This is a genomic window from Photobacterium sp. R1 (genome assembly GCF_054600795.1).
The window spans coordinates 112,003-124,221 of the sequence record NZ_BAAHZP010000006.1; the positions used below are offsets into that span (position 1 = coordinate 112,003).

The following is a 12,219-nucleotide window of genomic DNA, read 5'->3' on the forward strand; positions in this document are numbered from 1 at the left end:
TTATTAGTAGTAAATTGACAACCTTGATATCAATATGGTGGGATATTTTTTAAAAAAGCTGATTTAATACGACATATGACTGGGTGATTGGTGGTTTTGCGGTCGCATAGTCTTTCATTGTGTTATTTTTTGGTTAATATCTCTTTGTTTTTGTCGGGGTGGCAGTGAAAGAACAATTTAACGTGCGTAATGCAGCGGCAGACACTTTTGCGATGGTCGTTTTTTGCTTTATTACAGGCATGATGATTGAAGTGTTTGTTTCCGGGATGACGCTTCAGCAGTCTTTGGCATCCCGAACACTCGCCATTCCGGTCAATATCGCCATTGCCTGGCCTTATGGAGTGTTCCGGGACTGGATGATTCGGCAGGGATCGCGACGGAGCCAACAGAAATGGATGAAATTTCTTTCTGATATGCTGGCTTATGTACTGTTCCAGTCACCTGTGTACGCCGCAATTTTGTGGGCTGTGGGCGCAGCGCCTGAGCAAATCATGACTGCTGTTGCCAGTAATGCCGTTGTTAGTGGCATGCTTGGTGGTGTCTACGGACAGTTTCTGGAAGCTTGCCGGCGAATGTTCAGAGTGCCGGGATATTATCAGCAAGCCTGAAGCACATGAATATCTGATAAAAAGCAGCCGATTCAGGCTGCTTTTTTGATTGTCAAGAAAGGACAAGTTAACGCATCGGATGTCGTTGTTGCTTCTTGATAGCGACTTCAAGCTGCGGATGGGCGATGGCAATGTCGTGACTAAGAAACTTACGTTTGATCCGACTGTGGAGATCGTGTGTGAGACTCAGACGGTGCCCGGTTTCAGCGGCATACGCCCGCACTTCAAAGTTTTGCGCATCTGCAGTGATACTGAGAAAGAACACTTCCGGAGCCGGATTATCCAGCACCAGCTCGCATTCTTCAGCAGCTTCAAACAGCAGCCGGGTGACCAGCTCAGTATCGGAAAGATACTTCACGCTGATTGCAATGGTCACCCGGGTGATGGAATCCGAGAGTGACCAGTTCACAAACTGTTCCGTGACAAAGGCTTTATTGGGAACAATGACTTCTTTCCGATCCCAGTCCACGATCGTGGTTGCCCGGGTATTGATTTTGGCAACAACGCCCGTTAAATCCCTGATGGTGACCGTATCTCCGATACGAATAGGCTTTTCAAACAAAATGATCAGGCCGGAAATAAAATTGGCAAATATTTCCTGCAAACCAAACCCCAAACCCACACCGAGTGCTGCGATCAGCCATTGCATCTTCGACCAGTCAAAGCCAATCAGTGCAGAGCCGATAATAATGCCAAAGAAAATGGCCAGATACCGGGTCAGTGAGGTGATGGCGTAGCCCGTTCCCGGACTCAGGCTGATATGCTGCAATACCAGTAACTCCATGGCGCCCGGTAAATCCCGCGCAATAATGGCGGTCAGCCACAGCGCCAGTAAAGCCAGCAGAACACTCTTGAGGGTGATGTGGCTGAGTTGCTCAATGCCATCAATGTTCGCGCTGACATCCCACAGCGTAATATCTTCAAGAAAGCTGGTGGCCTGGTAGAGATCGGAAGAGAGCAGCGCAAGGAGAAACAGGTAGATCAGCAGCAGGAGAGAGCGTAGTAATCTGAGCGACTGCGCGCTGATCACATCCAGATCTAACTCGGGCTCTTCAATTTCAATCTGCAGTTCATGACTGGCATGCTCTTCCTTCGACTCCAGTATTTCAGCTTTCCGCTGGGCGAGGATTTCCTGACGTCTGGCTTTGGCGCGTTCAAAAGCAAGGCGGCGGCGCTGAATCAGCATCAGTCGTTTGATCAGGTAATAGATCAGCAGCGTAAAGACACCCAGAACAGCCGCGTATTCGAGTTTCGACATCAGTTTTTGTGCCGAACCGAGGTAACCTTGCAGTGCAAAATAATTGAGGATTTGCGGCAACAGAATCAGTGCCCACCAGAATAGATGATGGCCGATGTGGAGATTACCTTGCGGCAGATCCCGGTAGGTCATGGGAATACGTTCACTGGCCATTTTCCACAGGAAAAAGCTGACGGCCAGATTACTGATCAGAAATGCCAGTCGGCCCAGTGTAGCGTTCACTTCGCTGTCGTTATAAAAGAAAGCGAAATTCTGAAGGATCATCATGGGCAAATAGATCCAGATTAAACGCCGGTAGTGACTGAAACACCGCTGAATGATGCTGGGATGCCAGTCAAAGTGTTTGATCAGTAGACCGTCAGGGCGAACTAATTCCCGCATGAAACAATACATCACCAGCGGCCAGGGAAGGGCCAATGCCTGACCCAGGTGATGGATAAACGGAAGCTGCCAGAGTGCCGTCAACAGTGCACCGAATACGGCAATAGACAGTGGAACCGGCCAGGCAAAGAGGCCGGAGACGGCGACGTTGATTGTGCTGTAACTGAATCGGTCCTGCGTCACTTTGCCTATCTTTTGGCTGGTGTCTTTCAGGTAACGTTTCCAGCGTTTTCTGCACCAGCTGAGTGCTGTAATCAGCAGACCGATGATCACCAGACAGAAGATCAGCAGGATTGGGTCAGCGACGAACGGAACTTTCAGTAAGCCCACCCAATGAGCCGGTGAAAAAAACCACTGTAATTTTTCCAGCGTGTTCTCAATCAACTTCAGGTTGAAAGCATTGGTATCCGGTGCCCAGAATAAGAGTCTGGCGGCATTGTTTTTCAGTGTATTTAACGAAGAATCGAGTTTGTCATAAGCGACTTTCAGCGTCGCTTGCTGGTAAATCAGAATATCGCTGCTGTCGATCAGCTTTTCGAGCAGGGAAAGATTATTTTTGATCAGCTCACTTTGTTGTGCTTTTTGTTCCTCTGACAGACTTTTGGCCTGCGGCGACTTGGCAATATCAGAGAGGTCTTCAAAGCGCTGCTGATACTCATATTTTCGGACCTGATTCTGAGCGATGTTGTTATCGAGTCCTGCCATATCCGGCTGGTTTGGTAACCGGCTCAGGCGGGTGCGCATGTTTTCACTGAATGCCGGACTGAGTGGCAGCCACTCGGCCATGTTGTTCAGGTCCTGGGCTGATTTCGCCACCTGCTCAATCTGCTGATCGGTTTTTTCCTGAAGTGCCTGAACCTGATCGAGCTGATCAGACAGGGCAGACAGTACATTGGCATAGCGGCGGTTTTCTTCACTCAGCTGCTTGAGCTCGGGGGGCAGATCCTCCAGTTCCTGTACCAGCGCATCGGTATCCTGCGCAGACTGTTCTGCATCCGTCCTTAACAGCCGGTTGAGCATCAGCTGGAGATTATTACGATAGGCCTGACGGGCCTCAATTTCAATATTCACCAGCTGAAGTTTTTGCTTGGTCAGTGTTCTGCGGTTATCCGCTGACAGCTGCTCACTTTCCAGTGCTGAGAGTTGATTGCTGTAAAAGTCGTATTCAATATTGTGAACCAGTAAAAGCTGAGTATCCCGGTCACGCTCTGCCTGCTTTCGCGCTTTGTCGGCATCGTTCACTTGCTGGTGGAGCTGCTCTGCACGTTTTGGAAAAGCGTCGATGTTTCTTTCAATGTCTTCCAGTTCGTTTCGAAAGTTATGGCGGCGGAGATCCAATTGCTCGAGTTTGTTGTCCTGTTCTGCAATCTCAAGGGTGAGCTGGTCCTGTCCCCATTTGCTGAAGTCAGGGAACGTCGACGCATTGAATTCTCCGATCTTTGATTTGAGTGATTTGGTCTCATCACTGAAGTTATCCAACAGTTGCTGGTCGGTCTTGATTTGTTCGAGATAACTTTTTGATTTTTGGAGTTGATCTTGTGCCTGAAGCAGGCGTTCCAGTAAATTTTCGTTCTCCGGAGTGGATTCCTGGCTCTGTACGATCTCAATTTGTTTCTCTAGTGCCTGGCTGTATTCAGTGAGATGCTTATTTTCTGTCGAGCTTGGCGGCTCTTCACTGGCGAAACAAGAAAAAAAAGGGATCAGCAGCAGTAAGAGAAAGCAAAGGGATTTGAATCTGCGCATACTGAAACGTCATGGAATGAGAAAGAGATATCTTATTAGTGTAGAAATAAGCCAGCGTCAGGCCTAAGAAAAAAACGATTTGATCTTTTCATCATCGTTCAAGCCAAGAAAGTACAACTAATTTGGAAAAGCCCTTGACCCCATTGGCTCAAGCCAGTAAATTAGCCGCCGTTGCCGCGACAGGCGGTGACAGAAAAATTTGGTGAGGTGTCCGAGTGGCTGAAGGAGCACGCCTGGAAAGTGTGTATACGGCAACGTATCGAGGGTTCGAATCCCTCCCTCACCGCCACATTTCGGAGAGATGGCTGAGTGGTTGAAAGCACCGGTCTTGAAAACCGGCATACGTTAATAGCGTATCTAGGGTTCAAATCCCTATCTCTCCGCCACATTTAAAGAAACCGCTGAACTATCAGCGGTTTTTTTTTCGTCTGAACTTTGGCACGCAGAGATAGGGTGAAGAAGCCTGGTTGGGTTCAGCCGAGCGCAGCGAGACCACGTTGCCTTCAGGCAACGCCCGAAGGGGCGCGAGCTTGCGAGCGATAAATCCCTATCTCTCCGCCACATTTAAAGAAACCGCTGAACTATCGGCGGTTTTTTTTCGTCTGAACTTCGGCACGCAGAGATAGGGTGAAGAAGCCTAGTTGGGTTCAGCCGAGCGCAGCGAGACCACGTTGCCTTCAGGCAACGCCCGAAGGGGCGCGAGCTTGCGAGCGATAAATCCCTATCTCTCCGCCACATTTAAAGAAACCGCTGAACTATCAGCGGTTTTTTTTCGTCTGCACTTTGGCACGCAGAGATAGGGTGAGAAGCCTGGCGGGACGGACGGTGAGTATTCCGCTGCCCGAAGCGCTTATCGCTTTGTAGGTCAATCCTGACAGGATCAGGTAAAAATCTTATCTGAAGCTTGCTAAGCATACTGAAGTCTCCGCTGTTTTATAGCAGCTCCCTGCAACCTGTAGTAAGGTACGCCTCCGTCTTTGGTGCCATGACTCCAAAAATTGTCATGACTCCAAAAATGATGATGTCTTAAGTAAGGACGTGAGCCGATGCTGGATTATATTGAACCCGTTTTTCGCCCGCCTTCTGAGTGGAAGTCTCTGATTTTACAAGTCACGAACGGTTGCAGTCATAATCAGTGCACTTTTTGTGAAATGTACACTCAGCCGCAGAAAAAGTTTCGGCCTAAAAAGCCGGAAGAGATTGAGCGCGAGCTGACAATGATTGCAGCCAGTGGTGTAAGGGTCAGCCGGGTTTTTCTGGCAGATGGCGATGCCATGACCTTGCCGTATGCCCGGTTGAAACTGATCTGTGAGTTAATCAGACAATATTTGCCGTCCGTGACGCGCATATCCAGCTATTGTTTGCCCCGTAATCTGACGAATAAAACGGTCGGGCAGTTAGCGGAACTCCGCTCACTGGGTCTGAGCCTGATGTATGTCGGCTGCGAGAGCGGTGATGATGAAGTGCTGGCACGGGTCCGGAAAGGCGAAACCTATGCCTCTTCCCTGACGGCCCTGGAAAAAATAAAAGCGGCCGGGATGAAAAGCTCGGTGATGATTCTCAACGGTTTAGGCGGCCCTGCGCTCAGTGAACAGCATGCCGTTTCTTCTGCGCGTCTGATGAATGAAGCGCAACCGGATTACCTTTCCACGCTGGTGGTGTCTTTTCCGCTGGGACAGGATCGCTTCTCGGCTGGTTTTGACGGGAAATTCCGGCCGTTGACTCAACCTGAGCTGTTTCATGAGATGCAAACATTGCTGGAACATCTGGAGTTGGAAAAAACGATCTTCCGTTCGGATCATGCTTCGAATTATCTCGTTCTGAAAGGTGTTCTTGGGCAGGACAAGCAAAAATTATTGTCGCAGATTCATCTGGCAATCAGTCATCCCGGAGTCATCCCGCTGCGTGAGGAATGGCAACGCGGATTGTAAGCAATGGTCACTATGTGCGTGAGTGCACAAAAATGCGGTGATTTGCAAGTTAGACTCAATTTCCTGTCGCGAGATTGCTATTATGCGATTTCGCTTCCGTTTTTTCGGTCCCGGACCGAAGCACGAAAAGCTGTCCCGCTTTTTATAAGTTTTGGGATTCCAATACGATAACAATGATTACCACTATTTTTTGACTGTGTGGCAGTGACAATTTCGTTCGGTTAACACTATGTATATTCAAAAAATTATGCCCAACCGTGACGACGTACGAGGCATCCTCAGCGCGTCCGATGATTACATGTACAGTCTCTATCCGCCGGAGACAAACAATCTGGAGAGTGAAGAATCTCTGATGAAAGAGAATGTTCACCTTGTTGGTGCTTTTGTACGCGGCGCGCTGGCCGGTATCGGCGCCGTCAAAATGATGGATGATGAAGGCGAATATGGCGAGATCAAGCGGATGTTTGTCCTGGACAGCTACCGCGGTCTGGGCATTTCACGGCAGATCATGGATGCATTGCACCATTATCTGAAACACAATGGTGTCCGGGTGGCACGCCTGGAAGCTGGTGTGAGTCAGCCCGAAGCCCTGGGGTTATATCAGACATTGGGATACAGGGTACGTCCTCCGTATGGTCAGTATCAGGAACATCCGCTCAGTATTTTCATGGAGCTTGATCTCGACACCATTGAGAGTTGAGGTAAGTTTTCAAAGCATGGCTTTTGAGGGAGACTGAATGTCAATTGAACAAAGGATTGTTGAATTAGGTTTAGTATTGCCGCATGTCAGTGAACCGCAAGGAAACTATGTGAACTGTGTGCGAACCGGCAATTTGCTGTACGTATCCGGGAAAGGCCCGGTGACCGGTTTTCCCGAGGTACCGAAAGGGAAGCTGGGACGCGAATATAACGTCGAACAAGGTTATGCATTTGCCCGCGCAGCAGGTCTGGATATTCTGGCTGCAGTGAAATCAGCGGTTGGCAGTCTGGATAACGTCAGTCGGGTTGTGAAGCTGCAGGGGTTCATCAATGCGACTGAGACTTTCGAACAGCATCCGAAAGTTCTGGATGGTTGTTCTGATCTGATGGCAGAAGTTTTCGGAGAAAAAGGTCTGCATGCCCGATCTGTCTTCGGAGCTATGTCGGTTCGGGGCAACCTGCCGATCATTATTGATTCGATCTTCGAGATTGCTGACTGACAGGACAGCAGGACCAACATTTTCCCCTCGTGATAAATTTCGGCGGGTATCAACATCTCAAAGGAAGCAATTGATTGCTTCCTTTTTTTGTCCCCGGGCTTCAAAAACGTGGTTTATTCTCATCAATATGCATACAGGTATTGACCTGAAACGCAATTATAGAGAAGCTATACGCACGCTGTGCAACTGGATTCACTTCACTACGTAGAGTTATCCTGGTCTTCATCTCTGGAAACAGAAGATGACTTTGTTAACCAACACGATTTTTTTCTTTCGTTGAATGCAACGGTTTGCGCGGCGACATATTATTAAAAAGTACCTATACGTCAGTCAGTTAGTGATAAGGAAGAACATGTTCACCGAACGGCTCAAATCCCGTTATCAGCTTGAACCTTTTACCCCGCAGGATTACTCATTGCTTATCGATTGGATAGCAGATGAAGAATTCAATTTATTATGGGGAGGTCCGGTTTACCAGTTTCCCCTGACAGTTGATCAAATCGAACACCACGTTTCCCGCCCAGAAATCCATCCTTTTTTATTTCACGTTGCCGGCCAGGTGAAAGGCTATGTTGAACTGAACCAGAAGCATCCCAAACGTTGCAGGCTTTGCCGTGTGCTGATTGTGAATGAGTCTGACCGCGGTAAAGGTTATGGCCGGGCATTGGTTGAAGCTGCACTCGAAAAAGCACGTGTTGAGTTTGGTGCGGAAGAGGTCTCGCTGGCCGTTTTTGAGCATAACTTTTCTGCCGTCAGTTGCTACCGGGGAGCGGGCTTTGATATCTATCAGGCTGATCAGGCAATCCGCGTATTTGAAGGGCAGCCCTGGACTTTGCTGCAAATGAGAAAACAGCTGTAATTAAAAGTAGTTGCAGGTTCAGGCTGGTCGGGCAACGGAGTGCTACTCTCAATAGAGAAGATGAAACGGTGCACGATGATATGGGTTGTATCTTGTTGACCATTTTGCTGTCTTTGCCTGATTCGCTGTCTTGTGGAAAGGAGTGACTATGAGCCTGCAACAATTTAAATACGTCAGTTATATCGCAGCGAAAGATACTGAGGTCTGGAACGCACTTCTGGATCCGAAAATGACCCAGCAGTATTGGGGACATGTGAATGAGTCTGACTGGAAAGTGGGCAGCCGGTGGGCACATATTCGTGCAGATGGATCTGAAATTGAAGATGTGACGGGGAAAGTGCTCCTTGTTCACCCACCTCACCATCTGGTCCTGAGCTGGCAGGAGGCTGACAGCCATCATGGAGCTGTGCATTCATCGCAAGTGAGTATTGCGCTTGAAAGTTTGGGCACAGATACACGACTGACAGTCATTCACAGCGATCTTCAGTCTGGCTCGCTGAGTTATCAGGATGTCAGTGAAGGCTGGCCTGCCGTGATCAGTAACCTCAAAACCTTACTGGAGACCGGTAAAGTGATGGACAATGATATCTGGGCGGCTAATTAAGAAGGCCGGCGTTCGATATACTCAGACATCATGTCTGCATTGGGCTGATGCAACGGGCTGAGGGGAAAGGTGTGTTCAACCTTCAGTTGCTGCTTCATTTCATACATTGAGAAATCAGCCTCTTGCAGTAAATCAGAGATACTTTTACTGCCGGGCGTGAACACGCTCAGCCCGATGCTGGCAGACACGGTGATTTCGCGATGGCTTAACAGAATGGGAATCCGCAAGACGTGATCCAGCGTATTGATCAGGAACTGTGAGACATATTCTTTGTTTACGGCATGAGGAAAAACCTGAATGACGGCAAATTCATCTCCCCCCATTCTGGCTACATCCATGCCATCGTGAGTCAGGTTATCCAAACGGCGGGCAACGGTTTTGAGCAACTGATCGCCTGCACCATGTCCCAGGGTGTCATTCACTTCCTTAAATCCGTTCAAATCAATCAGGAAAAACGCAAACTCGGTGCCGTTTTTCTCCAGATCTTTCAGTTTTCGGTTCAGCCAGAGCCGGTTGTGAATGCCTGTCAGCGAGTCATACATCGCCAGTTTGTGGTGTGTTTCTGACTCTTTTTTGAGCAGGTAAATCATCATCATGCCGATCAGGATCGTAGACAGCAGCAAAGCATGTATGAGCCAGCGCAGGGAAATAAAACCATCTAATTTTGAACGTAATGTGTTGTTGGAGTAGAGAAAAGTTTTGAGTGCATAGCCCATCATGTTGTCGTAGTTGGTCTTCAGAGTTATCAGTAACCCATGAGCCTGATCTCTTTCGCTCAGATGACGCAGCGAAGGTTCGTAGCTTTTGACCAGCAGATAGTGTTCATTGAAGGTTTGCAGGGAACCGAAGATATCATGAAGCCGTTTGACCTGACTGCTGACGTTGATGGAGTTAAAGCGGCTGAGCAGAATTTCGTACTGCAGCAGTACAGTATTTCGGTCGGCACGTCCGGCCTCATATTCCTGAAGCTGAAAAATCAGTTCACTGTATTCATCACTCAATTGCATCATGAACCAGCTGGCAAGATTCTGATCCTTACTGACAGATTCGGCATTGGACTCCAGTGAGCTGACCGAGACAAAGGTGAACAGAATAAGCAGGGGCGCTGCGACAAATAGCAGCTTTTTCATCCATGGCATTCCGGACAAATGAAACATCCTGAGCGATTTGAAATAGACCACGTTACGGCACCACGCTGATTTTGTTTAATTGCCAGACCATTTTGTCCAGAAAACCGCTATTGGCCAGTTCCGGATAATTGTCCAGAGAAAAAATGAGCCAGAAGGGACCATAGTCCCGGACTTTCATCCAATCATTGTCGCGGCGAACTGCCAGTAAAGGCTGATATTTTTCCATGTCTTGCCATTTTAATTCGGCGCTGTATTGATTCAGGGCAGACAAATGAATTGTGCCGGGTTTTAATTGGTAATGAGTAAGCAGTGACTGAAGTTTGACGCCGGAAAAACGTGCGCTGCCGTTTATCCAGGGCAACGTTGTGACAATGGTATCTTGCTGAAAGCTGGCAATATCTTCCCGCGTCAGCTCAATTTCAACAGGATGATTTTCCTGTGATAAACCCGTGATCACGATGGGAGGCAGTGTGAGCGAAAATGCAGGAAATACAATCAGGCAACATACCAGCGGCAAGCTGAATCTGAGGGTATCGACTGCAAATGATAAAAACTTCCCAAGACTCACGCTTCCCTCAGCTTTTGTGTGTTTAACGCTTAAATACAAAGATAGTCACATAAAGAAGCAAAGCAATACTTTTATCGCATGATTGTGAGCAGAAGAATGATTGGTATGTAAGTATTATTCCTTACAATAATTTATATTTATGAAATATTTGTGGATTTTTGAATGGCCTGAACAGGCTTGGTAGGATTTTATTTATATGGGTTTCAGGTGATCCTAATTCCAATTTCCGAAAAGTTCCTCAGGTTGCATATCAGTAATGGTGTTTCAGTTTTTACTGATATATGCGATTCCGTCCATATAAGCCGTATTTCTGGGCATTTTGATCCTGACGGAAATACCGTCAGGATCAGAGGTCAATCATATGTCCGGCAGAATTTCAGAGTTCTCTAGAGCAGCGGGCTGAACATATAAAAACACTGCTCAAGAAATTTATGTCCCAATGAGCGTTGCTGCCATGTCTGGGGATCGATTTGGGTAGATTGTTTCATATATTCCTGCTGTAAACCTGAAACTTGCTGGGTGAACTCTGGATTATCGACTGACAGAGTCACTTCGAAGTTGAGCCACAGGCTTCGCATGTCCAGGTTGACGGTGCCGATTAAGCAGTGAGCGCCATCTACGACCACTGATTTGGTGTGCAGCAGGCCGCCGCTGAAGCGGTGAATCGTAACGCCTGCGTTCAGCAGCTCCGCGAAAAATGAACGGCTGGCCCATTCCACCATTACAGAGTCATTCTTGGCCGGGATAACAATATGCACGTCTATGCCACGTTCCGCGGCGCTGATTAAAGCATGCAGTAAGTGTTCGCTGGGCACAAAGTACGGGGTGGTAATGACCACACTTTCACGGGCCTGATAAATGCTGATCAGCAGGACCTGATGGATGATTTCATCAGGCATCCCGGGCCCGGATGGAATCACCTGAATCATGTCATTGTCCGTTGCAGGATGGGACAGACTGCATTCCGGAACCGGTGGTAAAAAGCGCTGTCCGGTTTCGACTTCCCAGTCCCAGGCCTGAATACAGTTCAGCACGGCAACGGTCGGCCCTGTGACCCGGACCATCACATCAATCCACTGGCCCACACCGGCGTCGGTTTTGAAAAACGCCGGGTCAACCAGATTCATCGAACCGGTATACGCAATTTCAGCATCGATCACGACGATTTTACGGTGCTGCCGCAAATCCAGCCTGCGCAGGAACATCCGGAATGGCGTCACCGCCAGTGCCTCGGTTATTTCGATTCCGGCATGCTGCATAAGCCGTGGCCAGTGGGAACGGAAAAATCGCATGCTGCCGGCGGAATCGAGCAGAAGCCTGACCTTCACCCCGCGTTTTGCCGCCAGAATGAGTGCTGTCGCAACTTCATCCGCTAATCCGCCCGGGTGCCAGATATAGAACTCCAGATGAATAGAACGGTGCGCCTGGTGAATATCCCGGATCAGCGCGCGTAAAATATCATGCGGTTTATCCTGCAGTGTCATTGTGTTCCCGACCAGTGCCGGGATACCCAGCCGGTTTTCGCACAGATCGTGTATGGGTTTGGCATGATGGTTCAGTAACTGGGGCTGATGGCCGGGGCAGGTATAAAGCTGCCGGAACCAGTTCGCAAAGGGGTCGAACATTTCTTTTGCCCGTAGCGCCCGCTTTTTACCAAGATTCAGCTCCCCAAACATCAGGTAGGCAACAATGCCGCCGATGGGAATGATGTAAATGATCATCAGCCAAGCCAGAGAAACGCCGACAACGCGCCGTTTGAATACGACACGCATGGTTACAGCGGCGATAGCCATCCAGTAAGCGAACAGGCTGAGCCAGGCTAAAACTTGATAAATGTGGTCCATAAATGTTGCTTGTCTCTCTATTGCATACCCGGGGTCTATTCTGCACCGGAATCTCTGTAAAACATAGGTTTAAGAAAAAGTTGGCTGCGTTAAA

The 12,219-nt window shown here is 48.6% G+C and carries 10 protein-coding genes, 2 tRNA genes and 2 other RNA genes; 10 read left to right on the plus strand and 4 right to left on the minus strand.

The window, feature by feature from the left end; translation table 11 throughout:
- Window positions 1-158 precede the first annotated feature (158 nt).
- On the plus strand, window positions 159-608 hold the full coding sequence (locus ACYP03_RS11800; RefSeq protein WP_459779994.1) for an L-alanine exporter AlaE: 450 nt from the start codon (window positions 159-161) through the stop codon (window positions 606-608).
- A 67-nt stretch (window positions 609-675) separates the two neighbouring features.
- Here ACYP03_RS11800 and mscM read toward each other — a convergent pair whose 3' ends face one another.
- Entirely contained in the window at window positions 676-3,990 is a 3,315-nt protein-coding gene (gene mscM / locus ACYP03_RS11805; RefSeq protein ID WP_459779996.1) for a miniconductance mechanosensitive channel MscM, read from the minus strand.
- A gap of 201 nt (window positions 3,991-4,191) precedes the next feature.
- On the opposite strand from mscM, the gene ACYP03_RS11810 reads away from it, so the two are divergent.
- From ACYP03_RS11810 to ACYP03_RS11850, 9 genes are all read left to right on the plus strand, one after another.
- Window positions 4,192-4,279, plus strand: a tRNA-Ser gene (locus tag ACYP03_RS11810).
- A 6-nt stretch (window positions 4,280-4,285) separates the two neighbouring features.
- Window positions 4,286-4,376, plus strand: a tRNA-Ser gene (locus tag ACYP03_RS11815).
- Window positions 4,377-4,423: 47 nt separating this feature from the next.
- A non-coding RNA gene (locus ACYP03_RS11820) (RtT sRNA) lies at window positions 4,424-4,551 on the plus strand.
- A gap of 46 nt (window positions 4,552-4,597) precedes the next feature.
- Window positions 4,598-4,725, plus strand: a non-coding RNA gene (locus ACYP03_RS11825) — RtT sRNA.
- A 311-nt stretch (window positions 4,726-5,036) separates the two neighbouring features.
- Window positions 5,037-5,921 (plus strand): radical SAM protein, encoded by an 885-nt coding sequence (locus ACYP03_RS11830; RefSeq protein ID WP_248140807.1) that lies wholly within the window; start codon window positions 5,037-5,039, stop codon window positions 5,919-5,921.
- 229 nt (window positions 5,922-6,150) lie between these two features.
- Window positions 6,151-6,621, plus strand: a complete 471-nt coding sequence (locus ACYP03_RS11835) for a GNAT family N-acetyltransferase (protein WP_248140805.1) — start codon at window positions 6,151-6,153, stop codon at window positions 6,619-6,621.
- Between the two features lie 37 nt (window positions 6,622-6,658).
- A complete protein-coding gene (locus tag ACYP03_RS11840; RefSeq protein WP_330959182.1) occupies window positions 6,659-7,120 on the plus strand; it encodes a RidA family protein in 462 nt (153 codons plus the stop codon).
- 352 nt (window positions 7,121-7,472) lie between these two features.
- Window positions 7,473-7,979 carry a GNAT family N-acetyltransferase gene (locus ACYP03_RS11845; protein ID WP_248140802.1) on the plus strand — a complete coding sequence of 169 codons (507 nt, stop codon included), beginning with the start codon at window positions 7,473-7,475 and terminating at the stop codon, window positions 7,977-7,979.
- Between the two features lie 148 nt (window positions 7,980-8,127).
- Window positions 8,128-8,583, plus strand: coding sequence for an SRPBCC domain-containing protein (locus ACYP03_RS11850; protein WP_248140800.1), 456 nt, complete (start codon window positions 8,128-8,130; stop codon window positions 8,581-8,583).
- Here ACYP03_RS11850 and ACYP03_RS11855 read toward each other — a convergent pair.
- The 3 genes from ACYP03_RS11855 to cls all read right to left on the minus strand — a co-directional run bounded on the left by ACYP03_RS11855 (window position 8,580) and on the right by cls (window position 12,125).
- Window positions 8,580-9,713 (minus strand): diguanylate cyclase domain-containing protein, encoded by a 1,134-nt coding sequence (locus tag ACYP03_RS11855; protein ID WP_459780000.1) that lies wholly within the window; start codon window positions 9,711-9,713, stop codon window positions 8,580-8,582. The two genes, ACYP03_RS11850 and ACYP03_RS11855, sit on opposite strands and share 4 nt — an antisense overlap.
- A gap of 52 nt (window positions 9,714-9,765) precedes the next feature.
- Window positions 9,766-10,281, minus strand: coding sequence for a putative pterin-binding protein (locus tag ACYP03_RS11860; RefSeq protein WP_248140796.1), 516 nt, complete (start codon window positions 10,279-10,281; stop codon window positions 9,766-9,768).
- Window positions 10,282-10,667: 386 nt separating this feature from the next.
- Window positions 10,668-12,125: a cardiolipin synthase gene (gene cls / locus ACYP03_RS11865; protein ID WP_459780002.1), complete on the minus strand. Its 1,458-nt coding sequence runs from the start codon at window positions 12,123-12,125 to the stop codon at window positions 10,668-10,670.
- Window positions 12,126-12,219: the final 94 nt, after the last annotated feature.